General features: G+C 65.9%; 25 protein-coding genes. 13 read left to right on the top strand and 12 right to left on the bottom strand.

The window, feature by feature from the left end; translation table 11 throughout:
• Window positions 1-223 precede the first annotated feature (223 nt).
• Complete coding sequence (gene ada, locus AUP43_RS00225; protein ID WP_232314835.1) at window positions 224-1,264, bottom strand: bifunctional DNA-binding transcriptional regulator/O6-methylguanine-DNA methyltransferase Ada; 1,041 nt, start codon at window positions 1,262-1,264, stop codon at window positions 224-226.
• Window positions 1,265-1,470: 206 nt separating this feature from the next.
• On the opposite strand from ada, the gene ugpB reads away from it, so the two are divergent.
• From ugpB to AUP43_RS00185, 8 genes are all read left to right on the top strand, one after another.
• Window positions 1,471-2,790, top strand: coding sequence for a sn-glycerol-3-phosphate ABC transporter substrate-binding protein UgpB (ugpB, locus tag AUP43_RS00220; protein WP_067550934.1), 1,320 nt, complete (start codon window positions 1,471-1,473; stop codon window positions 2,788-2,790).
• A 96-nt stretch (window positions 2,791-2,886) separates the two neighbouring features.
• Window positions 2,887-3,768 carry a sn-glycerol-3-phosphate ABC transporter permease UgpA gene (gene ugpA, locus AUP43_RS00215; protein WP_067550933.1) on the top strand — a complete coding sequence of 294 codons (882 nt, stop codon included), beginning with the start codon at window positions 2,887-2,889 and terminating at the stop codon, window positions 3,766-3,768.
• 10 nt (window positions 3,769-3,778) lie between these two features.
• Window positions 3,779-4,618, top strand: a complete 840-nt coding sequence (gene ugpE, locus AUP43_RS00210; protein WP_067550932.1) for a sn-glycerol-3-phosphate ABC transporter permease UgpE — start codon at window positions 3,779-3,781, stop codon at window positions 4,616-4,618.
• 15 nt (window positions 4,619-4,633) lie between these two features.
• Window positions 4,634-5,713, top strand: coding sequence for a sn-glycerol-3-phosphate import ATP-binding protein UgpC (locus tag AUP43_RS00205; RefSeq protein WP_067550931.1), 1,080 nt, complete (start codon window positions 4,634-4,636; stop codon window positions 5,711-5,713).
• Between the two features lie 76 nt (window positions 5,714-5,789).
• The gene (locus AUP43_RS00200; protein WP_067550930.1) at window positions 5,790-6,719 is read left to right on the top strand and encodes a bifunctional helix-turn-helix transcriptional regulator/GNAT family N-acetyltransferase; all 930 of its coding nucleotides are present in this window, start codon (window positions 5,790-5,792) and stop codon (window positions 6,717-6,719) included.
• Window positions 6,716-7,597, top strand: coding sequence for a DMT family transporter (locus AUP43_RS00195; protein ID WP_157089160.1), 882 nt, complete (start codon window positions 6,716-6,718; stop codon window positions 7,595-7,597). Before AUP43_RS00200 ends, AUP43_RS00195 begins: the two co-directional genes overlap by 4 nt.
• Window positions 7,598-7,686: 89 nt before the next feature.
• On the top strand, window positions 7,687-8,169 hold the full coding sequence (locus AUP43_RS00190; RefSeq protein WP_067550927.1) for a DUF1579 domain-containing protein: 483 nt from the start codon (window positions 7,687-7,689) through the stop codon (window positions 8,167-8,169).
• Between the two features lie 5 nt (window positions 8,170-8,174).
• Window positions 8,175-8,726: an SRPBCC family protein gene (locus AUP43_RS00185; RefSeq protein ID WP_067550925.1), complete on the top strand. Its 552-nt coding sequence runs from the start codon at window positions 8,175-8,177 to the stop codon at window positions 8,724-8,726.
• Window positions 8,727-8,782: 56 nt separating this feature from the next.
• Here the strand turns inward: AUP43_RS00185 and AUP43_RS00180 are convergent, their stop codons facing one another.
• From AUP43_RS00180 to AUP43_RS00170, 3 genes are all read right to left on the bottom strand, one after another.
• Window positions 8,783-9,715 (bottom strand): dihydrodipicolinate synthase family protein, encoded by a 933-nt coding sequence (locus AUP43_RS00180; protein ID WP_067550923.1) that lies wholly within the window; start codon window positions 9,713-9,715, stop codon window positions 8,783-8,785.
• 113 nt (window positions 9,716-9,828) lie between these two features.
• Window positions 9,829-10,434 carry an SCO family protein gene (locus AUP43_RS00175; RefSeq protein ID WP_067550922.1) on the bottom strand — a complete coding sequence of 202 codons (606 nt, stop codon included), beginning with the start codon at window positions 10,432-10,434 and terminating at the stop codon, window positions 9,829-9,831.
• Between the two features lie 87 nt (window positions 10,435-10,521).
• A complete protein-coding gene (locus AUP43_RS00170; protein WP_198154767.1) occupies window positions 10,522-10,947 on the bottom strand; it encodes a DUF4149 domain-containing protein in 426 nt (141 codons plus the stop codon).
• 76 nt (window positions 10,948-11,023) lie between these two features.
• Between AUP43_RS00170 and AUP43_RS00165 the strand changes: the two genes are divergently transcribed.
• Window positions 11,024-12,010 (top strand): cobalamin biosynthesis protein CobD/CbiB, encoded by a 987-nt coding sequence (locus AUP43_RS00165; RefSeq protein WP_067550919.1) that lies wholly within the window; start codon window positions 11,024-11,026, stop codon window positions 12,008-12,010.
• 71 nt (window positions 12,011-12,081) lie between these two features.
• Here the strand turns inward: AUP43_RS00165 and AUP43_RS00160 are convergent, their stop codons facing one another.
• Together AUP43_RS00160 and AUP43_RS00155 are read right to left on the bottom strand one after the other, a co-directional pair.
• Complete coding sequence (locus tag AUP43_RS00160; protein WP_067550918.1) at window positions 12,082-12,759, bottom strand: lipid-binding SYLF domain-containing protein; 678 nt, start codon at window positions 12,757-12,759, stop codon at window positions 12,082-12,084.
• A 100-nt stretch (window positions 12,760-12,859) separates the two neighbouring features.
• Window positions 12,860-13,510 carry a histidine phosphatase family protein gene (locus tag AUP43_RS00155; RefSeq protein ID WP_067550917.1) on the bottom strand — a complete coding sequence of 217 codons (651 nt, stop codon included), beginning with the start codon at window positions 13,508-13,510 and terminating at the stop codon, window positions 12,860-12,862.
• Between the two features lie 78 nt (window positions 13,511-13,588).
• On the opposite strand from AUP43_RS00155, the gene AUP43_RS00150 reads away from it, so the two are divergent.
• Complete coding sequence (locus tag AUP43_RS00150; protein WP_067550916.1) at window positions 13,589-14,557, top strand: nicotinate-nucleotide--dimethylbenzimidazole phosphoribosyltransferase; 969 nt, start codon at window positions 13,589-13,591, stop codon at window positions 14,555-14,557.
• A 16-nt stretch (window positions 14,558-14,573) separates the two neighbouring features.
• On the opposite strand, the gene gshB is transcribed toward AUP43_RS00150, so the two are convergent.
• The 5 genes from gshB to rsmI all read right to left on the bottom strand — a co-directional run bounded on the left by gshB (window position 14,574) and on the right by rsmI (window position 18,465).
• Entirely contained in the window at window positions 14,574-15,539 is a 966-nt protein-coding gene (gene gshB, locus AUP43_RS00145) for a glutathione synthase (RefSeq protein WP_067551292.1), read from the bottom strand.
• A 69-nt stretch (window positions 15,540-15,608) separates the two neighbouring features.
• Window positions 15,609-16,439, bottom strand: a complete 831-nt coding sequence (locus AUP43_RS00140; RefSeq protein ID WP_067550915.1) for a SirB1 family protein — start codon at window positions 16,437-16,439, stop codon at window positions 15,609-15,611.
• Complete coding sequence (locus tag AUP43_RS00135; protein ID WP_067550914.1) at window positions 16,439-17,164, bottom strand: BON domain-containing protein; 726 nt, start codon at window positions 17,162-17,164, stop codon at window positions 16,439-16,441. The genes AUP43_RS00140 and AUP43_RS00135 overlap by 1 nt, the downstream gene beginning before the upstream one ends.
• Window positions 17,165-17,245: 81 nt before the next feature.
• Complete coding sequence (locus tag AUP43_RS00130; RefSeq protein ID WP_067550913.1) at window positions 17,246-17,614, bottom strand: YraN family protein; 369 nt, start codon at window positions 17,612-17,614, stop codon at window positions 17,246-17,248.
• Window positions 17,611-18,465 carry a 16S rRNA (cytidine(1402)-2'-O)-methyltransferase gene (rsmI, locus tag AUP43_RS00125; protein WP_067550912.1) on the bottom strand — a complete coding sequence of 285 codons (855 nt, stop codon included), beginning with the start codon at window positions 18,463-18,465 and terminating at the stop codon, window positions 17,611-17,613. Before rsmI ends, AUP43_RS00130 begins: the two co-directional genes overlap by 4 nt.
• A gap of 10 nt (window positions 18,466-18,475) precedes the next feature.
• On the opposite strand from rsmI, the gene AUP43_RS00120 reads away from it, so the two are divergent.
• Window positions 18,476-19,804: a penicillin-binding protein activator gene (locus AUP43_RS00120; protein WP_198154766.1), complete on the top strand. Its 1,329-nt coding sequence runs from the start codon at window positions 18,476-18,478 to the stop codon at window positions 19,802-19,804.
• Here AUP43_RS00120 and AUP43_RS00115 read toward each other — a convergent pair.
• Entirely contained in the window at window positions 19,801-20,661 is an 861-nt protein-coding gene (locus AUP43_RS00115; RefSeq protein ID WP_067550908.1) for a DUF1848 domain-containing protein, read from the bottom strand. The genes AUP43_RS00120 and AUP43_RS00115 overlap by 4 nt on opposite strands.
• 180 nt (window positions 20,662-20,841) lie before the next feature.
• Between AUP43_RS00115 and dnaK the strand changes: the two genes are divergently transcribed.
• Window positions 20,842-22,767 carry a molecular chaperone DnaK gene (gene dnaK / locus AUP43_RS00110; protein WP_067550906.1) on the top strand — a complete coding sequence of 642 codons (1,926 nt, stop codon included), beginning with the start codon at window positions 20,842-20,844 and terminating at the stop codon, window positions 22,765-22,767.
• 114 nt (window positions 22,768-22,881) lie between these two features.
• Complete coding sequence (gene dnaJ / locus AUP43_RS00105; protein WP_067550905.1) at window positions 22,882-24,030, top strand: molecular chaperone DnaJ; 1,149 nt, start codon at window positions 22,882-22,884, stop codon at window positions 24,028-24,030.
• The last annotated feature ends 9 nt before the right edge of the window (window positions 24,031-24,039 follow it).

Below are 24,039 nucleotides of genomic sequence, written 5' to 3'. Positions count from 1 at the left end.
TGCTTTGCGAGGCGATTTACCCACGATCGAATACTAACCAGCCTGGCAACAATACAAAGTGCAATGGCCAAAACCGTTTGAGGACGATAGCGCCTTTACGGAATCTACCTTCGATGTGTATGGATTTTACTGATACCACCCCCGACATCGAAAGACACGCCCCCTCGGTCACGTCCAAAGATCGAGAGTATTTATAATATATTCAGCAGGTTGTGGATAGATGTTAAGAGTTGCGTTCGTGCGCGAGTAGCTGGCGCTTCCGGTCCAATCCCCAACGATAGCCGGCAAGGTCGCCATTTTGTCGCACCACACGATGGCATGGAATGACGATGGCGACGGGATTGCTGGCGCAGGCCCGGGCCACGGCGCGCACCGATTGTGGCGCCCCCAGCGCGGCGGCAATGTCGGTATAGGAGCGTGTCTCGCCGCGCGGAATCTGCCGCAGCTTGTCCCATACCTGGCGCTGAAAGGCGGTGGCGCGAATATCCAGCGGCAGGTCGATATGCGGACTTTGCCCGGCGATATGGCGCAGGATCGCTTGCAGCGCCTCGCCCAGCCCCTCCGGATCCGGCAGCCGCTGCGCCTTGGGGAATTCGGCCGCCAGATCGGCCAGCGCCTCCACCGCGTCGTCGGCCAGCAACACGGCGCACACGCCGCGCTCGGTCGCGGCGACGCAGAGCTGGCCCAGTGGCGTGTCCGACATTGCATAGCGGATGAGCGCGCCGGCCCCGCCCTTGCGGTAGGTCGCCGGCGTCATGCCAAGATATGCATCCGCCTTTTCGTAGAGCCGGCTGGCCGAGCCATAGCCTGCGCCGTATAGCGCGCTGGTCACCTCTTCGCCCTTTTGCAGATGATGCCGCAGCCGGGCCTGCCGTCTTGCATCGGCATAATGCTTCGGGCTGATCCCGACCGTTTGCTTGAACAGGCGCTGGAAATGGAATGGGCTTAGCCCCGCCTCCGCGGCCAGCGTCTCCAGCCCCGGCGGATTCTCGGATTGCTCGATCCGCCGGCAGGCGCGCCGCACGGCGGCCAGGCGGGGATCGGCCGGCACCGCCGCTTCCGGCCGGCAGCGTTTGCAGGGGCGATAGCCAGCCTGCTCGGCGGCTTCCGGCACGGCGTAGAAGCGGACATTCTCGCGCCTTGGCCGGCGGCTCGGGCATGTCGGCCGGCAATAGATGTGCGTGCTGGTTACGGCATAGACAAAGGCGCCGGCGGCTGCGGGGTCGCGGTCAAGTACCTGGCGCCAGGCGGCATCGTCGCTCATCAGGCTTCCTCCAAAGGGCATATCCATGACTGACTTCTTACCCCGATGCCGTTTTTCACAACTATCCGAAGCTTGCGGGCGAACCGACGCCGAAAAGATTTGGCTGAAAGAAAAGCTTCATATAAATGTCACCAAGTCATAATAGGACCCGCATACAAGGGGCCTTACCGAATTCTCGGGACGTTTCCCAAAGGGGGGATTGTATCATGTTGCTTCGCAAGACAGCTTTCGCTGCCGGCGTTTTCGCGGCGGCCCTCACCGGCGCCAGCGCCGCCTATGCCCAGACCGAGATCCAGTGGTGGCATGCCATGGGCGGTCGCCTGGGCGAAATCCTGCAGGGCCAGGTCGACCAGTTCAATGCCTCTCAGAAGGACTACAAGGTCGTTGCCACCAACAAGGGCAACTACTCCGAGACGCTGAATGCCGGCGTCGCGGCCTTCCGTGCCAAGCAGCAGCCGCATCTGCTGCAGGTGTACGAAGTCGGCACCGCCTCGATGATGGCCGCCAAGGGCGCCGTCAAGCCGGTGTACGAGGTCATGAACGAGGGCGGCTTCCCGTTCGATCCCAAGAACTACCTGTCGGCCGTGACCAGCTACTACAGCACGCTCGACGGCCGCATGCTGTCCTTCCCGTATAACAGCTCCACCACGGTCATGTACGTGAACAAGGATCTGTTCAAGAAGGCCGGCGTGGACACCGAGAAGCTGCCGCGCACCTGGCCGGAAGTCGGCGCCGCGCTGGACAAGCTGAAGGCCGCGGGCGTCGAATGCCCGATGACCACCTCCTGGCAGTCCTGGGCCCATCTGGAGAATTTCAGCGCCTACCACAACCTGCCCTTCGCCACCAAGGCGAACGGCATGAATGGCATGGATGCCGAGCTCGCCTTCAATGGCCAGTACCAGATTCGCCATATCGACAATATGGGCAAATGGTCGAAGGAAGGTAAGTTCATCTATGGCGGCCGCCGCAACGAGGCTGCCGCCCGGTTCCGCAGCGGCGATTGCGCCATCATGGTGGAAAGCTCCGCCGGCTATGCGGGCGTGAAGAACGAAGCCAAATTCGACTTCGCGATCACCAACCTGCCCTATTACGACGATGTTCCGGATGCTCCCCTCAACACCATGATCGGCGGCGCGTCGGTCTGGGTGATGGCGGGTCACAGCGCGCAGGAATACAAGGCCGTCGCCACCTTCCTGAATTTCCTCTCCTCGCCGGAAATGCAGGCCGACTGGCACCAGAAGACCGGGTATCTGCCGATCACCCCGGCTTCCTACGAGCTGACCAAGAAGCAGGGCTTCTACGAGAAGAACCCCGGCACCGACATCGCCATCATCCAGATGACCGGCAAGGCCCCGACCGATAATTCCAAGGGCCTGCGCCTGGGCAGCTTCGACCAGATCCGCACCATCATCGACGAAGAGCTCGAAGGTGTGTGGGCTGGCCAGAAGACCGCCAAGGTCGCGCTGGACAACGCTGTCGCGCGCGGCAACGAGCTGCTGCGTCGCTTCGAGCGCGCCAACAAGTAAGGACATCTCGTCGTACAGCGACAAGGGCGGCGTGTCTGCGGATGCGCCGCCCGTTCCTGTTAAAGACTTCTCTTTTATTCCGGGCAAGCGAACGAGATGGAAAAGCGCGTCGTCTTTCGCCAAAGGCTGCTGCCGTTCCTGCTGGTCACGCCGCAATTGATTATCACGGCCATCTTCTTCCTGTGGCCGGCAAGCCAGGCGCTGTACCAATCCTTCCTGATCGAGGACGCCTTCGGCCTGTCGAGCGAGTTCGTCTGGTTCGAGAATTTCGAAAATCTGTTTTCCGACCGGCTCTACCTCGAATCCTTCAAGACCACGGCTGTCTTCAGCATCTCGGTCACGGTGCTCTCGCTGGGGATGGCCCTGGTGCTGGCAGTGATGGCCGACCGGGTGATCAAGGGCACCAATGTCTACCGCACCCTGCTGATCTGGCCCTACGCCGTGGCCCCGGCCATTGTCGGCGTGCTGTGGCTGTTCCTGTTCAATCCGTCGATCGGCCTGGTGGCGTTCTGGCTGAAGCAGACGGGTTATAACTGGAACCATGTGCTGAATGGCGGCCAGGCGATGACCCTGGTGGTCTTCGCCGCGGCCTGGAAGCAGATCAGCTACAATTTCCTGTTTTTCCTGGCCGGGTTGCAGGCGATCCCGAAATCGCTGATCGAGGCCGCCGCCATCGACGGCGCGGGCCCCTCGCGCCGGTTCTGGACCATCATCTTCCCGCTGCTGTCGCCGACCACCTTCTTCCTGCTGGTGGTGAACATCGTCTACGCCTTTTTCGACACGTTCGGCATCATCCATGCCGTCACCAAGGGCGGGCCGGGCAAGGCGACCGAGACGCTGGTCTACAAGGTGTTCTCCGACGGTTTCGTCAGCCTGGATCTCGGCGGATCGGCGGCGCAGTCGGTTGTCCTGATGGTCATCGTCATCAGCCTGACCGTCGTGCAGTTCCGCTATATCGAACGCCGCGTGCATTACTGAGGAGAGCGCCATGATCGAACGCCGTCCCGGTCTCACCCTCCTCAGCCACGCGATCCTGATCAGCGGCATCCTGATCGTGGCCTTCCCGCTGTACATCACTTTCGTCGCCTCGACGGTGACGCAGAACGAGATCATGCGCCCGCCGCTGCCGCTGATCCCCGGCCCGCATCTGATCGAGAACTACACGCGCGCCCTGTTCGAGGGGTCGAGCAAGGTGGTGCCGGTCGGGCTGATGATGTTCAACAGCCTGGTCATGGCGTTGACCATCGCCATCGGCAAGATCGCCATCTCGCTGACCTCGGCCTACGCCATCGTCTATTTCCGCTTCCCGTTCCGCATGTTGTGCTTCTGGACCATCTTCATCACGCTCATGCTGCCGGTGGAGGTGCGCATCCTGCCGACCTTCGAGGTGGTGGCCGATCTGGGGCTGCTGAACTCCTATGGCGGGCTGACCATTCCGCTGATCGCCTCGGCGACGGCGACCTTTCTGTTCCGGCAGTTCTTCATGACCATCCCGGACGAGTTGCTGGAGGCCGCGCGCATCGACGGCGCCGGGCCGCTGCGCTTCTTCTGGGATGTCGTGCTGCCGCTGTCGCGCACCAACATCGCGGCCCTGTTCGTGATCCTCTTCATCTATGGCTGGAATCAGTATCTCTGGCCGCTGCTGATCACCACGGACAAGGAAATGAACACCATCGTCATGGGCATCAGCCACATGATCGGCATTGACGATTTCACCGACTGGCCGGCCGTGATGGCGACCGCCATGCTGGCCATGCTGCCGCCGGTCGCCATCGTCATCTTCATGCAGCGCCTGTTCATCAAGGGCCTGGTCGAAACCGAGAAGTAAGCAGGGATAGAACCGATGGCCGACGTCCATCTGAAGCAGGTCGTCAAGAATTACGGCGACACGAGAGTCATCCACGGGATCGACATGGATATCGCCGATGGCGAATTCGTCGTGCTGGTCGGCCCGTCGGGCTGCGGCAAATCCACCACCCTGCGCATGGTCGCCGGGCTGGAGGAAATCACCGGCGGCGACATATCCATCGCCAACCGTGTGGTGAACCAGCTGGAGCCGAAAGACCGGGACATCGCCATGGTGTTCCAGAATTACGCGCTCTACCCGCATATGTCGGTCTACGACAACATGGCCTACGGGTTGAAGATCAAGGGCCTGCCGAAGGACGAGATCGAAAAGCGCGTGAAGATGGCGGCCGATCTGCTGCAGCTCTCCGCCTTGCTGGAGCGCCGGCCGCGCCAACTCTCCGGCGGTCAGCGCCAGCGCGTCGCCATGGGCCGCGCCATTGTGCGCGAACCGGCCGTGTTCCTGTTTGACGAACCGCTGTCGAATCTCGACGCCAAGCTGCGCGTGCAGATGCGCGTGGAGATCAAGCGTCTGCAACGCCGGCTGGGCACCACTTCGATCTATGTGACCCATGATCAGGTCGAGGCGATGACCATGGCCGACCGGCTGGTGGTCATGCATAACGGTGTCGCCGAGCAGATCGGCACGCCGCTGGAAGTCTATGAGCGCCCGGCCACGATCTTCGTCGCCGGCTTCATCGGCTCGCCCTCGATGAATTTCCTGCCTGCCACCCTGACGGCCGACGGCAAGCATGTCGATCTCGGCGGCGGCATGGTCCTGCCGGTGCCGACAGCCCCCGCCGGGGCGGCGAATCGTGCCGTGACCCTGGGCGTGCGCCCCGAACATCTGACGGAAAAGGCCGAGAAGAGCGCCGCGACCATCGCCATTACGGTCGACCTGGTCGAGATGCTAGGTGCGGACACGTTGGTCTATGGCCATATCGAGGGGACCGAATCCTCCCTCACCGCGCGCCTGCCCGGCATCTCGCCGGTGAAGATCGGCGCATTGCTGCATCTGGCCCCGCCGCTCGACGAGCTGCATCTGTTCGATCCGGAAACCAGCAAGCGGCTCAATTGACGCTTTGTGCTTATGACAATGAACTAGTTGCTTTTGGCAACTAGTTCATTGAGGCTGCTTCCAGCAGGAGGCCGCCATGAGCACAGCCCAATTCGAAGCCCGCATTGCTGCGATCCGAGGATTCAGCCGCTTTTACACCCGCCGCATCGGGGTGCTGCATGAAGGGCTGCATGGCAGCCCCTTCTCGCTGACCGAAGGCCGCATCGTCTATGAACTGGCTCAGCGCGACGGCGTCACGGCGGCCGATCTGGGCGCCGATCTGGGCCTCGATGCCGGCTATCTGAGTCGCGTGCTGCGCGCCCTGGAGGAACGGGGCGTCCTGTTGCGCCGCCCCTCCAGGAGCGATGGCCGGCAGAACATCCTCAGCCTCACCGAGGCCGGCCGTGTCGCCTATGCGGCGCTGAACGCCAGCAGCCACGACGAAATCGCCGCCGTTCTGGCCGATCTGACGGAGGCGCAGCAGCAGCGGCTGGTCGACTCGCTGGCCACCGCCGAGGCGCTGCTGGGCGGTACGGCACTGCAGACGCCCGCCTATATTCTGCGCCCGCACCGGCCCGGCGATATTGGCTGGGTGATCCAGCGCCATGGCGAGCTGTACGCCGAGGAATATGGCTGGGACATCAGCTTCGAGGCGCTGGTGGCCCAGGTCGCCGCCGATTTCCTGCGCGACTTCAACCCGGCCGACGATTGCTGCTGGATCGCGGAGAAGGATGGCGAGCGCGTCGGCTCGGCCTTCGTGGTGCGCAAGGACAAGACAATGGCGAAGCTGCGCATGGTGATCGTCGACCCGAAGGCGCGTGGGCTGGGGCTAGGCCGGCGGCTGGTGGAGGAATGCATGCGCTTCGCCCGGTCCGCCGGCTACACCCGCATGACGCTGTGGACCAACGACGTGCTGCACGCCGCCCGACATATCTATGAAAAAGCGGGCTTCACGCTGGTCGCGTCGGAGCCCTATCGCGGCTTCGGCAAAGACCTCGTCTCCGAGACCTGGGAGCGCGATCTGTGAGCGGGACGCGCTGGACGCCGATCCTCGCCGCCGGGGCCGCCGCCGCGACCGGCGTTCAGGTCGGCGCGGCGCTGGTCGCCAGCCGCTATGTGGTGGAACAGACCGGCCCGGCGACGCTGGCCCTGCTGCGCTACGTCATCGGCGTCGCGATCCTGGCGGTCCCGGCGCTGCTGGCCCCGAAGGCGCGCTTCGCGCCGCGCGACCTGGCGATAATCGCTTTGCTCGGCATCGGCCAGTTCGGGCTGCTGATCGCGCTGCTGAATATCGGCCTGCACTACACCACGGCGGCGCGGGCCGCCTTGTTGTTCGCCACCATGCCGCTGATCACGCTGGTGCTGGCGGCTTCGCTCGGCCATGAGAGGCTGGGGCTGGCCAAGGGCCTGGGCGTGCTGCTGAGCCTGCTGGGCGTGGCCTTCGCGCTGGGCGATGCGGTGTTGCACCCGGCCAAGGGGGAAGCCCCCTGGATCGGCATTGCCGCCGTGCTGGGCAGCGCCGCGACCGGAGCGGTCTGCTCCGTGTTCTACCGGCCTTATCTGCGGCGCTATCCAATCCTGAAGGTCAGCGCCATCGCCATGCTGGCGGCCGTACTAGCGCTGCTGCCCCTGGCCCTGCTGGAAACCCGCGCCGTGCCGCTGCTGGATCTCGATGGGGCGGCGATGCTGGCGGTGCTGTTCATCGGCCTTAGCAGCGGCGTGTTCTATTTCCTTTGGCTCTGGGCCTTGGGCAATGCGTCGGCGAGCCGGGTGACCGTCTTCCTGTCGCTCAGCCCGCCGACGGCGGCGCTGTTGGGCGTGTGGCTGCTGGGCGAACCGCTGACGCCTTCGCTGCTGGCCGGCCTCGCCGCCATCGTCGCCGGGATCGTGCTGGCGCACCGCTGACCGGCGCTGGAACAAAACAAGAAAATACCTTTGACGGCCGCCGATATAGTTGATATCAACCTACCTCCATTTCAGGAGGAGCGTGCCCCATGCACAAGGAAGTGCTGAAAGAACATGAATGGCTGACCGGCCTGGCCGGCGAATGGAGCTATGAAGGCGATTGCTTTGTCGGGCCGGACAAGCCGCGCCAGCAATTTTCCGGCGTGGAAACCGTCCGCACGCTGGGCGATATCTGGATCATCGCCGAGGGCAAGGGGCAAATGCCGGACGGTACGGCCGGCCTGACCCTGCTTACCCTGGGCTACGAGCCGGAGAATAAGCGCTATGTCGGCTCCTGGATCGGCTCGATGATGAACCGGCTGTGGGTCTATGAGGCAAAAATCGAGGTTCCGTTCCAACGCCTCGCCCTGCATTCCGAAGGGCCCAGCTTCGCCGGCGACGGCACGATTGTGCCCTATAAGGATGTGGTCGAAATTCTGTCTGACGACCACCGCACCTTCTCCGGCCATGTGCAGGAGCCGAACGGCGACTGGCGGGAGTTCATGACCGCGCATTACCGGCGTTGGAAATAACCGTCATGAGCCTGATCTGGATCATCGCAATCCTGATAGCGGCCGCGCTGGCCATCCTGCTGCTGTATATCGCCCGCCGGCCGGACTGGTTTCGCGTGTCGCGCGACATCGTGATCGCCACCCCGCCGGAGCCGATCTTCGCCATTCTGAACGATTTGCGGCGCGGCGCCGACTGGTCCCCCTTCGAGCGCCGCGACCCGGCCCTCCGCCGCAGCTTCACCGGCCCGGCGCAAGGCCCTGGCTCGGCTTTGGAATGGGACGGCAACAAGGAGGTCGGCGCGGGTCGGCTGAGCCTCGTCGACACCACGCCGCCCACCCACCTGACGCTGGCGCTGGACATGTACCGCCCCGTCAAGACCAGCAACATCGTGCGCTTCACGCTGGAGCCCGTCGCCAGCGGCACGCGGTTGACCTGGACGATGGAAGGCCGGGCGAACTTCATCGCCAAGGCCTTTGGTTTGGTCTGCGATCCTGACCGCATGTGCGGTCCCGCCTTCGAGGCCGGCCTGGCCGACCTGAAGAATCTGGCGGAAGCCGAGGCCGGATCCGGCGCCTGAACGAAAAACCCCCGCTCCTTGGAGCGGGGGTTTCGCGTATCGGCTAGGCCGGTTGCTTACTCGGCGGCCTTCGCCTGGGTGCCGGGGAAGCGGAACTCGGTCTGGGCCAGCTTCTCTTCCAGCGCCGCATAGCGCTCGTCGGAGATCGCCACGAAGGGCGGGCGCACCGGACGCCAATTGGCGTCGCCGGTCTGCCGGGCGATCATCTCCTTCATGGCGGAGGCGGCGGGCGCGCTCTCCATGGCGATGCGCTGGGCGGTCATCTCGGCCTGCAGATCGTCGGCCTTGTCGCTCTTCCAGTTCGCGAACACCTTGGCGGCCTGGGCGCAGGTCACGTTGACCGTGGCGGAGATGGTGCCGGGCGAGCCGAGACGCAGCACGTCCAGCAGATATTTCTCGGTGCCGGAATACAGCTCGAAGCCGGGATGCTCGGTCAGCATCTTCTTCATATGCTCGAAATCGCCGGAGCTGTCCTTCATGCCGACGACGATGTCGGGGTAGTTCTTGATCAGCTTCGCGGTGACGGCGTCGGGGATCGGCACGCCGGACATCTGCGGGAAGTGATACAGGAAAATCTTCATCCGCGGATCGTTGATCCGGTCGATGGCGGTGGCGAAGGCGGCGTAAAGGCCGTCCTCCGACTGGTTCTTGTAGTAGAAGGGCGGCAGCATCAGCAGGCGCACGACGCCGGCGGCCAGCGAGGCCTTCGACAGGGCGACCGTATCCGGAATGGCGCAGCAGCCGGTGCCGATCATCAGCTTGTCCTTCGGCAGGTCGGACTTGCCGATCGCCTCGATCACCTCCAGCCGCTCGGCGACGGACAGCGAGTTCGCCTCGCCGGTGGTGCCGAAGATCAGCACGCCGTCGCAACCATTGGCCAGCAGCCATTTGGCATGCGCGAGGGTGCGCTCGACATCGATGGAAAGGTCGGGCTTGAACGCGGTTAGGCTGGCGGCGACAACGCCCTGCGGGCCGGTCGGGGTCCTCATTGGGGCTTCTCCTGAAGGCTGAATGTAAGCGCTTTCTTTACAGCGGAGCAATGGCGCGGATCAAGCGCAATCACTCGCCCGCCGCCCGGATGGCGGCGAAATCCGAAGGGGCCTTATAGCACCTTCGCGAGGGTTTCCGCCATCTGCTCCGGGCGGGTCTCATGGGTGAAATTGGTGACGTATTTCCCGTCCGGCCCCATCAGGAAGATGATCGAGCTGTGATCGACCAGATAGTCGGTGCTGCTCGCATCCTCGACTTTCTTGTAATAGACCCGGTAGGCCTTGGCGGCTTTGGCCACCTGCTCCTCGCTGCCGGTCAGGCCGACCATGCGCGGGTGGAAATGCTCGACATAGCCTTTCATCTGCTCGACCGTGTCGCGGCTGGGATCGACGGTGACGAAGATCGGGGTCACCTTCTTGGCCTTTGCTTCGGGCAGCATGTCGAGCGCCGTCGCCATTACTTGCAGCCCGACCGGGCAGACATCGGGGCAGTAGGTATAGCCGAAATAGATCAGCATGTAGCCGCCCCGGAAATCCCGGTCGGTTCGGGGCTGGCCATTCTGGTCGACCAGCTCGAACGGGCCGCCGATCAGGGCCGCCGCCGGCTTGCCCTGCTCCTCATTCATCATCCAGTAGACGCGGCCGGCCAGTGCCACCAGCAGCACCAGCGCACCGAAGATGAAGACCAGCAATGCCCGGCGCAGCAGGGTGGAGGACATGGTTCGCTTTCGTTGCTAGGCGGAAAGTCTCGAACGGGTATAGGCGGATCACGCCGGTAAGGCTATGCGTCCCGGGGTCGCACAGCCTCAAAACAAGCCCGTCAGCAACAGGAAGGCATAAAGCAGCACGGCCATCTGGCCGAGATTCAATAGCACGCTCAGCCGGTGCAGCCGGTCGAAGCGCGTTGCCGCCGCCGCGTCGCCGGCAAGCTGCCGGTCCCGCAGCCGATTGATCTTCGGCATCAGCCCCTGGCGGGCATAGACAAAACCCAGGATCACCAGCAGCAGTGCGGCGGCGGCGGAAAAATTCACCGGCAGGGCCAGCAGCGCCGCCGGCACGCACCCCAGCGCCATCGCCAGATAGTAAACCGGGAATACCTGCCGGATGAACGGCCCGGCCGTCTCCGCCGGAAGCTTGATGAAGATGAGCGGGGCGAAAACCGCGGCGAAGCACAGCATGCCGCCCAGCACCAGGGCGGTGAACAGCGCGGCGAGCGGGGAGAGGAAGGTCATATGTTCAATCATGCGATGAGTATAGCCCGTCGGCGGCGATTGACGATCTCCCCAGAGCACAGGCATCGTTCCGCCCATGCTGCTGTTCGATGGGTTGACCGCCGAAATACTGATCCTGCTGATCGCCGCGCTGGCGGTGGATGGCTATGCCGGCGGGCTGCGCTGGCCGGCCGCGCTATCGACCGCCCATCCGGGCCGGCTGGCGGAACGGGCGGCGCGCTGGTTCGACGACCGGCTGAACCGGGCGGCGCGCAGCCCGGCCTCGCTGCGGCTGCGCGGCTGGCTCGCGGCGCTGATGCTGCTGGCTATCGCTCTGCTCACCGGTGGCGCGCTGCAAATTCTGGCCGGCGCGCATGGGCTGGGCTGGGCCGTTGCCCTGGTGCTGATGGTCATGCTTCTCACCGTGCGCCAACCCTACGACCGGGCAAGTGCTGCGCGGCAGGCATTGCAGGGCGGCAACCTGGACGCCGCGCGCATCGCCGTCGACCCGCTGACCGACCGCGATATCTACAAGATGGATGCCCATAGCGTCGCCCGCACGGCGGTGGAGGCGGCGGCCGAGCGCTTCGTCACCGGCGTCGCCGCGCCGGTGCTATGGGCGGCCTTGTTCGGTCTGCCGGGATTGCTGGTCCAGGGAGTTTTGCTGCGCGCCGCCGGCACGGTGCGCCGGCCGGACCGCGCGCTCTACGGCCAGGCCTTTATCCTGCTGGCCGCGATAGTGACCCGGCCGGCCGCCTGGCTAGCGGGGATCCTGTTCTGCATCGCCGCCATCGCGGTGCCCACGGCCAAGCCGATGGCGGCGCTAAAGATGATGCTGCGGGATGGCGGCAAGGGCAGCCTGTCGCAGGCCCGCGCCCTGGCGGCGATGGCCGGGGCGCTGGATTTCTCGCTCGCCGGGCCGCGCCATTACGCCCAGCGTAGCATTGAGGAGCCTTGGATCGGCAGCGGCCGGGCCCGCCTGCTGCCTGACGATATTCGCCGCGCGCTGATGCTGTTCGCCATCGGCTGCGTGGTGAGCGCGGGCCTGCTTGCCGGCCTGGTTGTGCTGATCTTGCGGATATAAAAACCCCCTCCCGAGGGGGGCGGGAGGGGGCAGATCAGTCACGGAAGAGGAGGGGGGTGAGGGGGCGTTCCTCAATCCGCGGCCGATAGAACCTGACGCAGTTTCGCCGCGCCGGCATTTTCATGCTGACGGGTCAGCACGATGGATTCGGCCGTTACCGCCGGGGCGTTGTAATAGGCCGCGTTCCAGTCCGTTTTCGGCTGGATCACGCCGCCTTCCACGGCGCCGCCGCCGAACAGGCCCTTTGACTTGGAGTAGGCCACGATATCGGCTTTCACATTGCCAACGCTGGACCCTTCGACACCGGCGCCGACCGGGCCAACGGCGATGCTGGCATCAACGCCCAGCTTGAATTCGTTGCGCATCAGCTTGTCCAGCGCGTCGTCGGTCATCACCATGAAGATGACTTCCTTCGATTCCACGCCGATCTGCAGGCCGACGCTGCCGGCGATGAACTGATAGAAGGCGGGATTGCTCCACTCGCCATTGGCGGTCTTGGTGACCAGAACGCCATTGCCGCCCTCGCCGCCGACGATCAGCCCGGCCTTCACCAGTTCGGGCACAATCATTACCGCGCGGGCGCGTTGCAGATATTCGCGGGCCGGCTCCAGCCCCTTCTGGTTCAGGACGCTTTGCAGCGCCGAGGCGGATTTGTCGACCAGCACCTGCTGGTCGTTGGCCGAGGCCACGGCCGGTGCGCCGGCGACAAGGCCGAGCAGGAGAGGGAATAGGTAGCGCAAACGCCGCATGATCGAGTCTCCGATCGGTGAACGGGGCCGCCCGATGAGGCGACCGTTATCTTATAAACGCCGAACCCCCCGTTATTTGTTCCATCGCCTGACGAAAGAATCAGCGTGGATGATGATTCACCGTCACCACCTGCCAATCCGGGTCCGGCCACAGCCGGTCGGGCGCGTGATGGTCGAGCCGTGTGACCGACAGATTGTCGATGCGGAAATGCAGCGCCGAGGCGGCCGGAATCCGCAAGGCATGGGACAGGGCGGCGCGGATCGTGCCGCCATGCGCGACGCAGATCACATCCTTCAGATGGTACGTTTGCGTCAGCCGCTCGACCACCGGCACAACCCGGCCGATCAGCTGCTCGAAGCTCTCGCCGCCGGGCGGGACGACATCGACCGCCGACAGCCAGAAGCGATGGCGCTGGAATTCGTTGGTCGCGAAAATCTCCTGGCGCGACCGGCCTTGCAGCTCGCCAAAGCTCTGCTCGCCCAGATCGATCTCGATATTGCGCGGCGACTCCTCGGCCGGCAGCGGGTAGCCGGCCGCGCCGATGGCGTCCATCGTCTGGTGCGTGCGCATCAGATGCGAGGTGACCCATACCGCTTCCTGCGGCAAATGGCGCGCCAGCCCCTCGAAGGCCGCCCGGTCGGAGCAATCCGCCGGCAGGTCGCTGGCGCCGTAGACGCGGCCGCCATCGCTGGTCACCGGGGCGTGGCGAATCCACCACCAGCGCGTCGTGGTTCGGTTGTCGCTGCTCATCGCACTCTCTTTCCGCTTTGTTTGGGACGCCTAAGGTTATAGGACAGGCGCGCCCGCCACGATATGCACGAGGACCCGATGGCCCCCAGCGATACCGATATGGAGCCGAATTTCAGCGAAATCCGCCGCATGCTGGACGAGCTGCCGCCCGCGGACCGCGCGGCGGAAGCCGCCGCCGGCACCGCCGCCGGGGAGGGCATGGGCATGTTGAGCGGCCTGGCCCGCTTTCTCGCCGCCTGGCAGGGCCGGGCGACGCCGCAGCTCAATCACCCGCGGATCTGCGTCTTCGCCGCCAGCCAGGGCGTCGCGGCCGGGCTGGGCGTCGATCCGTCGGCGCTGACCGAGGCGTCGGTTAAGCGGTTCCTGGATGGCGATACGCCGCTGAACCGGCTGGTCGACACGTTGGACGCCGATCTGCGTGTCTATGAACTGTCGGTCGAGGTGCCGACCGAGAATATCGCGGCCCAACCGGCGATGAGCGAGGCGGACTGCGCGCGCGCCATGACCTACGGCATGATCGCGGTCGAGCCCGGCATCGATGTGCTGGCCCTGGCCGGCGTTTCCGGCGAGGCGAAACTGCCTGCCGCAGCACTCGCCAGCCTGTTGCTGGGCGGCACGGCGCGGGACTGGCTGGGCGCCGATGCCGGCTCCGCCCGGCTGGCGCTGGTCGACCAGGCCGTGGCCCTGCATGCCGGCGCGAAGGCCGACCCCCTGGAGGCGCTGCGCCGCCTGGGCGGGCTGGACATCGCGGCGATGGCGGGTGCCATCCTCGCCTGCCGCTTCGCCCGTACCCCGGTGCTGATCGACGGCGTAGAGGGCCTGGCGGCGGCGGCCGTGCTGCGCGCGCTGCGGCCGACCGCCATCGAACATTGCCTGCTGGCCCATGCCAGCGGCGATGCCGGCGCCCGGGCGCTGGCCGACCGCCTTGGCCTCACGCCCCTGCTCGATCTGGGGCTGTCCACCGGCGACGGCATCGGCTCCGCCATCGCGATTAATCTGCTGCGCGCCGCCGTCGCCTGCCAGGCCGAAGCCGCCAGGCTGAATTAAGAGGCGCGGCCCAGGCTTACGCCGACGCCACGCCCGTACGGCCGGTCAGCTTGCGTTCGATGGCGTCCCAGATCTTGCCTTCCAGGCTGACGCCGTCATAGCGGCCGATTTCCTGCAGGCCGGTCGGCGAGGTGACATTGATCTCGGTCAGGTAATCGCCGATCACGTCGATGCCGACGAACAGCAGGCCGCGTTCGCGCAGGGATTGACCGATGGCGGCGCAGATATCGCGCTCCCGGCTGGTCAAGTCGCTTTTCAGCGGCTTGCCGCCGGCATGCATGTTGGCCCGGGCCTCGCCCTCCGCCGGGACGCGGTTGAGCGCGCCGGCCGGCTCGCCGTCGATCAGGATGATGCGCTTGTCGCCCTGGCGAATCTCCGGCAGATAGCGCTGCACGATCACCGGCTCGCGATAGAGCTGGGTGAAGGTTTCCAGCAGCGCCGAGAGATTCTCGTCGTCCGGCTTGATGTGGAACACGCCGGAACCGCCATTGCCGAACAGCGGCTTCACGATGATGTCCTTGTGTTCGCGGCGAAATTCCAGGATTTCAGCCCGGTCGGTGGTGATCAGCGTCGGCGGCATCAGCTCAGGGAAATGGGTGACGAACAGCTTCTCCGGCGCGTTGCGCACATGGACGGGATCGTTCACCACCAGGGTGCGCGGATGCACATGCTCCAGAATATGGGTGGTGGTGATGTAGCTCATGTCGAAGGGCGGGTCCTGGCGCAGCAGCACCACATCGACGGTGGCCAGGTCGATGCTCTCCGGGCTGCCCAGTGTGGCGTGGTTGCCCTTCTCGCGGCGCACCTGCAGCGGCCGGGCGCGGGCGATGGCGCGATTGCCCTTCAAGGACAGATCCTGCGGCGTGTAATGGAACAGCGCGTGACCCCGGCGCTGGGCTTCCAGCGCCAGCACGAAAGTGCTGTCGGCGTCGATATTGATCGGCTCGATCGGGTCCATCTGGATGGCGACGGCGAGGCTCATGGCCAGCAAAACTCCCATAAGGAACGGTTTTGCCGGCACTATAGCCCTGCCCCGGCGCACCCCCAAACGCTAGTTGAGATGGCTCTTCCAGCTTTGCAGCAGAGCGCTCGCCTCATGCTTCTCGGTCGGCGACGGAGTCAGCGCCACGAAGCGTTCCAGCGCCGCGATGGCGGTCTTCATATTTTCCAGCTTGGCCTGCACCAGCGCCACCTCGCGCCAGAGCGCCGGCCGGTCGGGCGCAAAGAGCAGCATGCTGTCCAGCGCGCGGGCCGCCGGCTCCAACTCGCCCTGGCGCAAGCGGCGCATGACGATGTTGTTTTGCAGGCGCAGCAGGATGGCCCGGTCCGGCACCGGCTCGTAATGCTCCGGCTGCAAGGTTGCGTCGTCCCCGGCGACAGCGGTTAAAAGCCGGCGCAGATCGGCCGGGCTGACCATGCGCCCGCCGCTGAACGGGTCCAGGATGGCTCGTCCGCCGCCGGTCTCTATGCGGATCAGGAAATGGCCGGGGAAATTGAGGCCGACCGCCTGCCAGCCCTGCTGCCGGGCGACATGGATGTAGAGGATGCCGAGGGCCACCGGCAGACCGCGCCGTCGGTCGATCACCCGCATCAGATTGGCGTTCTGCAGATCGTCATATGTCAGCTCGTCGCCTTGATAGCGAAACTGTTCCGCCATCACCATGGCGAGCACGGCGGCGCGGCCCTGGACCTCCTGCGTGCCCTGCGCGAGCGCGTCCACGGAACCGCCCAGTTCGGCCAAATGAGCCTGATAGCGCTCCAGCCCCACGCGCGGCCGGTCGAAGGCGGCCAGGGCAAGTGCCGCGCCGCCGATATCGACCGCCGAATCGCCGGCCCCGGCCAGGCCGGCCAGGATCGCGCGAGCCTGTGCCTTCGTGTCCATTATTGCAGCGGCACCCGCTCGACCGGGGCCGATTGCGTCGCCGGAAGCTGGCGCACCGGCTCCGGCGAGGCGGCGGGGGCGCTCGGCGCCGGATCGGCGGCGGGCGCGGGGCTGTTGGCCGGCGTGCGCAGCCGGGAATCGCTGCGCAGCATCACATGGCTGACCACCCGATTGACGGAGGGCACGTTGCGAGCGTGGTTGATCACCCGCTCCAGCTCCGGCTCGTTCTGGGCGATACCCATCAGATAGACGATGCCATGGATCGTTTCGACACTGTAATTAATGGCCTTGATCTGGTTGTCGAACAGCAGCTTGCTGCGGAGCTGGGTGCTGATCCACACATCGGTCGCATAGCTGCCGCCGCTGGTGCCGGCCTCGCCATCGACCTTGATTTCGTTGATTACCTCGCGCACGCCCTGGACCCGCCAGACCAGCCGCACCGCGTCGACGCGATCCTCCGCCTTCGGCACCACGCCGGTCAGCAGCACCCGGCCGGCGCTGACCGACAGGCCGACCCGGCGCATCATGTCGATATCGTGCTCAAACCAGAGCTGGTTGATCTGGCCACGTATCCAGGTGTCGTTAGCGGCGGTGTTCAGCCCGCCCTCCTGCTGGGTGGCAACGCCGGCGGTGGCGCCGGCCCCGGCCGCCAGGCCCAGCGGCGTACAGCCGGACAGAATCGGAAGGGCGGACAGGGCGGCAAGCAGGAAAAGCGGACGGATCATCGCAAGGATCACTCTCGAAGCAACGGGGACACCGGCTCACTGACGCCTAAAATGTTGCAGAATTCATGACGGCGCGCACGCTTAACCGTCGGTTCGCCATGCATCGGGCAGATGACGGGGCAGCCGTCCGCCGCCGACCAGCATCGCATCGAAGCGCGGAGACAGGCTCTGCAGGCCGGCCTGGCGCTGCATCACCCAGCCGAGCGCCCGGATGATTCGCTGGCGCTGCTGCGCGCCGATGGCCTCGGCCGCTGCCGCCTGGCTGTCGCGCACCTTCACCTCGACGGCGATCAGCGTGGCGCCGCGCCGCGCCAATATGTCGATCTCGCCGACCGGCGTGCGCAGATCGCGGCCCAGAATGCGGTAGCCTTTCAGCCGCAGCCACCAGACGCACAGGCTTTCGGCGGCATGCCCCCGGCGGCGGGCGGCCTGGCGGCGCAGGCGGCTCAATCCTTGCCCTCCTGCGCCAGCGCGAGGGCGCGGGCATAGACCTGCTTGCGTGGCAGGCCGGTTTCCCCGGCGACCAGTGCCGCGGCGTCGCGGGTGCTGTTGCCGGACAACGCCCGGCGCAGCGCGGCGTCGAGATCCTCGGCCGCCGTCTCGCCGGCCGGCGGCGGGCCGACAATGACCACGATCTCGCCCTTTGGCCCGCCCATTTCGGCGTAATGCGCGGCCAGCTCGGCCAGCGGACCGCGCCGCACCTCTTCGAACAGCTTGGTCAGCTCGCGCGCCACGGCGCCCTCGCGCGCGCCCAGCACCGCCGCCATGTCGGCCAGGCTGCCGGCAAGACGCGGCCCGGTCTCGTAGAACACCAGAGTGGCCGGCACCGCCGCCAGCTCGCCCAGCGCGCCGCGCCGGGCGGCGGATTTCGGCGGTAGGAAGCCGGCGAACAGGAACCGGTCGGTCGGCAGCCCGGCCAGCGTCAGCGCCGCCAGCAGCGCCGATGCGCCGGGCGCGGCGGTGACCGGCAGCCCCTCGGCCACGCAATCGCGCACCAGCTTGTAGCCGGGATCGGAGATCAACGGCGTGCCGGCATCGCTGACCAGCGCGACGATGCGGCGCGCGCGCAGCATTTCCAGTAGTTTTGGTCGAACCTTATCGGCGTTATGGTCGTTATAGGCGAGCAGGGGGCGTTTCAGGCCGAAGGCGGAGAGCAGCTTTCCCGTGACGCGCGTATCCTCGCAGGCGATAAGGTCGGCTTCGGCCAATATATCGCGGCCGCGCACCGTCATGTCGCCCAGATTTCCGATAGGCGTCGCGACGATGTACAGTCCGGATGCCAGATTTTTAACAGCGGTCATGGGATCGATAATGTCAGTTGCGAAAGCGGAAGCGCCGAACCTCCCTACGCTACCCCGGCCGGGCGAGCGGAGAAAGCGGCCCGCATCGGCGTGGCGCGCCTGGTCCGCCTGCCTGCTGCTCGTTGCGGTCGCGCTGAGCGGTTGCGGCGGCAGCCGTGGCGACGGGGGCGGTGCGGGGCCGCAGGTCGCGAATCCGCCTCAGGCGCAGCTGCCGGTCGAGCAGCCGGTGCTGCTGCCTCCCCCCGAAATCATCGCTGAGGCGCTGAAGGACGATAAAATCCGCGTCGCCCTGCTGGTGCCGCTCAGCGGCAGCGAGGAGCGGATCGGCCGTGCCCTGCAGAACGCGGCGGAATTGGCGCTGTTCGACACCGCGGATCAGAATTTCGTGCTGCGCCCCTACGATAGCGGCGGGGGCGGCGACAGCGCCCGGGCCGAAGCGGCGGTGCAGGCGGCCGTGGCCGACGGCGCGGATATGATCCTGGGGCCGCTGTTCGGCGCCTCGACGACGGCGATCGCCCCCTATGCGCGCGCGGCGCAGGTGCCGGTGCTCAGCTTCTCCAACGATGAGGCGGTGGCCGGAGACGGCGTGTATGTGCTGGGCTTCCTGCCGCGCGATCAGGTGCGGCGCGTGGTGAATTATGCCGAGGTGAACGGCCTGACCCGCTTCGCGGCCTTCGTGCCCTCCACCCCCTATGGCCGGTCCGTCGCCTCAGCCTTGCAGAGCGCCACCGGCGAGGCCGGCGTGCAGGCGGTGAAGATATCCTATTACGATCCCTCCACACCCGATCTGACGCCGTCGGTCAAGGAATTCACCGAGCATGACCGGCGTGCGCGTCAGCAGCCTCCGGGGGAGGTGCCGTTCCAGGCGATCCTGCTGCCGGACGGCGCGGAGCGGCTGCGGGCGATCGGCCCGATGCTGGCCTATTACGACGTCGATTCCAGCAATGTCCGGCTGCTCGGCACTTCGATCTGGGAGGCCGGCGACGTGACAACGGAGCCGACGCTCGTCGGCGGCTGGTACGCCGCCCCCGGCCCGGACGAGCGCGCCGCCTTCGACCAGCGCTATCGCGCCGCCTTCGGCAGCGCGCCGCCCGCCATTGCCGGCCTGGCCTATGACGCGACCGCGTTGGCGGCGGCGCTGGCGCGGGACCCGGCGGCCGGCGGCTTCACGCCGGCACGATTGACCGCAAACGACGGTTTCGCCGGGGTGAACGGCATTTTCCGGTTGCGCGCCGATGGGCTGAACGAGCGCGGCCTGGCGGTCTACGAGGTGGGCAGCGGCGAAAAGCGGGTCATCGACCCGGCGCCGCAGAGCTTCGCGCCGCCGCTGATCAACTAGGCCGGAATCAGCCTCTCTTCGTCGGGGTCGTGCGCCTGGTGCCGGCGCTGCGCCTGCGCGCGGTCGGTCACCGCGTAACAATAGGCGCAGCCATGCGGGCAGCTGTCGTAAGCGCCGATATCGCGCGATTCGGCGCATCGGCAGCCGGGGCGGTTGCCCTTGGTCCGGGCGGCGACCGCGCGGCCGGCGACGTCCGACAGGCGGGCCGCGTCGATGCAGGCGGCTTCCGCAAAGCCGTGTTCGGGCTGCGCGCATAGCGTGAGCCGCATGCCGGCCTCGGCCGCCCGATGGCTCAGATCGGCCAGCAGCGCCTGTGCCTCCGCCGCATCGGGCACGCGCCAGGAAAAACCGTGCCGCCCCGCCGCCCGGTCCATATTGCGCGCGGTCTTGCGATAGGCGGTGGCGATCGATACCACGACCTCATCGACCGCGCCCTTTAGCGCCTGGGCGATCCGGGTGAAATTTCGCCGATGCCAGTCCGGCGTCAGATCGTCGGTCAGCAGGATCGGATCGTAGCGCCAGACCGCAGCGCGCGGGCCGTAGAGGGCGGCGACGGCGTGAATCTGCGCTATCGCCTTCTCCGCCCCGATGGTCGATGTCTCCAACGCGCGCGGATAGCCGGTTACCGTATATTGCACCACGAAGGGCCGGCCGAGAATCGGCAGGACCGGCAGCAACGGCCCGATATTGCGGGTCCAGAACACGAAGCCTTCCGCCGCCCGGGGCGTCAGATCGACCCGGTAGGGCTTGCCGCCATAGGGATTGGCGACCAGGCAATGGCCGGCCGCCAGCCGCCGCGCGAACCAGTCGGCATAGAAGGCGGGAATATCGGTGCGGTAGCTCGCGGAAACGATCACGCGCAAAATCCATAGTCGCGGGAGGGTTGTTTGGACACTCCCCCGTTGCAGCGTCCGGAACAGCCGCCTATATACCCTGGCAGTCCAGTCAGGTCAGCACACAACCCTATTTCTTGGGGGGCTCCGACCGGTGCCTTGGCGGGCCGAAGCGAGCCCTGCTGCTAGAGAGGAAGTAGAACCATGTCCAAAGTTATCGGCATCGACCTCGGTACGACGAACTCCTGCGTCGCCGTCATGGAAGGCGGCACCGCCCGGGTGATCGAGAATTCCGAAGGCATGCGCACCACCCCGTCGATGGTCGCCTTCACCGAAGGCGGCGAGCGTCTCGTCGGCCTGTCGGCGAAGCGCCAGGCCGTCACCAATCCGGAAAACACCCTGTTCGCGATCAAGCGCCTTGTCGGCCGCCGGATCGAGGATCCGATGGTAGAGAAGGATAAGGGCCTCGTTCCCTACAAGATCGTGAAGGGCGAGAATGGCGATGCCTGGGTGGAGAGCCGCGGCAAGAAATACAGCCCCAGTGAGGTTAGCGCCTTCATCCTGCAGAAGATGAAGGAGACGGCGGAAAGCCATCTCGGCGAGAAGGTGACCCAGGCGGTCATCACCGTCCCGGCCTATTTCAATGACGCCCAGCGCCAGGCCACCAAGGATGCCGGCAAGATCGCCGGCCTTGAAGTGCTGCGCATCATCAACGAGCCGACGGCGGCGGCACTCGCCTACGGCCTGGAGAAGAAGGGCAACGGCATCGTCGCGGTCTATGACCTTGGCGGCGGCACCTTCGACGTGTCGATCCTGGAGATCGGCGACGGCGTGTTCGAGGTGAAGTCGACCAACGGCGACACCTTCCTGGGCGGCGAGGATTTCGACAGCCGGATCATCCAGTATCTGGCCGACGAGTTTAAGAAGGAATCCGGCATCGACCTGCGCGGCGACAAGATGGCGCTGCAGCGGCTGAAGGAAGCCGCCGAGAAGGCCAAAATCGAGCTGTCCAGCGCGTCGGAAACCGAAATCAACCTGCCCTTCATCACCGCCGACCAGTCTGGCCCGAAACATCTGACCATGAAGCTGTCCCGCTCCAAGCTGGAAGCGCTGGTCGACGAGCTGGTGAAGCGCACCACCGAGCCCTGCAAGGCGGCCCTGAAGGATGCCGGCCTCAGCGCCGGCGAGATCGACGAGGTGATCCTGGTCGGCGGCATGACCCGCATGCCGAAGATCATCGAGACGGTGAAGAACTTCTTCGGCAAGGAGCCGCATCGCGGCGTGAACCCGGACGAGGTCGTCGCCGTCGGCGCCGCCATCCAGGGCGCCGTGCTGAAGGGCGAGGTGAAGGACGTCCTGCTGCTCGACGTGACCCCGCTGTCGCTGGGCATCGAGACGCTGGGCGGCGTGTTCACCCGCCTGATCGACCGCAACACCACGATCCCGACCAAGAAGAGCCAGGTCTTCTCGACCGCCGAGGATAACCAGACGGCGGTGACGATCCGGGTCTTCCAGGGCGAGCGCGAGATGGCGGCCGACAACAAGATGCTGGGCCAGTTCGACCTGGTCGGCCTGCCGACCGCGCCGCGCGGCATCCCGCAGATCGAGGTTACCTTCGACATCGACGCCAACGGCATCGTGAATGTCTCGGCCAAGGACAAGGCGACCAACAAGGAGCAGGCGATCCGCATCCAGGCCTCCGGCGGGCTGTCCGACGCCGATATCGAGCAGATGGTGAAGGATGCCGAGGCGCACGCCGCCGAGGACAAGAAGCGCCGCGAGGCCGTGGAGGCCCGCAACCAGGCCGAATCGCTGGTTCACACCACCGAGAAAAACCTGGCCGAATATGGCGACAAGGTTCCTGCCGCCGAGAAGAGCGCCATCGAGGCCGATCTCGCCGCCGTTAAGGAGGCGATGGCCGGTGACGACGCGACCCTCATCAAGGAGAAGGCCGAGAAGCTGTCGCAGTCGGCGATGAAGCTGGGCGAGGCCATGTACAAGGCCCAGCAGGAAGCGCCGGCCGAGGGCGAACAGCCGGCTGCCGGTACCGGCGAGGCGAAGCCGGACGACAAGGTTGTCGATGCCGACTTCGAGGAAGTCGACGACGAGGATCGCAAGAAGTCGGCTTAACGGCCAAATGGCTGGCGACATGCCGACGAAGCCTATTCGTGAACCGGGCGCCCCATCCTCAGGATGGGGCGTTCTGGCTGTCGCCCGCCGCGTTCAAGCCGGGGCAGAATAACCATGGCAAAGCGGGACTATTATCAGACCCTGGGCGTCGAGAAGGGCGCGGACAAGGAAGCGCTGAAGCGGGCTTATCGCAAGCTCGCCATGCAGTACCATCCCGACCGCAACCCCGATGACCCGGAAGCCGAGGCCAAGTTCAAGGAAGTGAACGAGGCCTATGACGTTCTGAAGGATGACGAGAAGCGCGCCGCCTACGATCGTTTCGGTCACGCCGCCTTCGAGAATGGCGGCGGGCCGCGCCGGCCTGGCGGGCCGGGCGGCGGCGATTTCGGCTTTGGCGGCGGCTTCGCCGATATTTTCGACGAGATGTTCGGCGAGTTCATGGGCGGCGCCCGTCGCGGCCAGCAGCGCGGGCGCGGCGCGGATCTGCGCCTGAATCTGGAAATCGAGCTGGAGGACGCCTTCAACGGCGCCACCAAGGAAATCCGCATCCCCTCCTCCATGTCTTGCGAGGCGTGCGACGGGTCGGGCGCGGAAAAGGGCTCGCAGCCGGTCACCTGCGGCACCTGCGGCGGTGCTGGCAAGGTGCGCGCCCAGCAGGGCTTCTTCACCATCGAGCGGACCTGCCCGACCTGCGGCGGTGTCGGCAAGGTGATCGAGAAGCCGTGCCGTGTCTGTGGCGGCGCCGGACGACAGCAGAAGGACAAGACCTTGTCCGTTTCGATACCGGCTGGAGTTGAGGACGGCACCCGCATCCGACTTGCCGGCGAAGGCGAGGCGGGATTGCGCGGCGCGGCCTCGGGCGATCTCTACATCTTTCTGTCGATCGCCCCGCATCGCTTCTTCCAGCGCGAGGGGTCCGACATCCATTGCCGGGTGCCGATCCCGATGACCAAGGCGGCGCTGGGCGGTTCCATCGAGGTGCCGACGCTGGAAGGCCGCCGGGTGAAGGTGACGATCCCGGAAGGCACCCAGGCCGGGCATCAGTTCCGGCTGCGCGGCAAGGGCATGACGGTCTATCAGAGCAGCCTGCGGGGCGACCTCTATGTCGAGGTCACGGTGGAGACGCCGGTGAATCTCACCAAGCAGCAGCGCGAGCTGTTGCGCCAGTTCGAGGAGCAGGGCGGCACTGGCGAGGTGACCAGTCCGGAATCGGCGGGCTTCTTCGCCAAGGTGAAGGAGCTGTGGGAGGATTTGCGCGACTGAGGTTGCGGT

Origin of the sequence: Oceanibaculum pacificum, assembly GCF_001618175.1 — a bacterium.
In the GTDB taxonomy this organism is placed as follows: Bacteria; Pseudomonadota; Alphaproteobacteria; order Oceanibaculales; family Oceanibaculaceae; genus Oceanibaculum; species Oceanibaculum pacificum.
The sequence above is the reverse complement of the archived record's forward strand: the minus strand, read 5'-3'. Positions and strand labels throughout refer to the sequence as shown.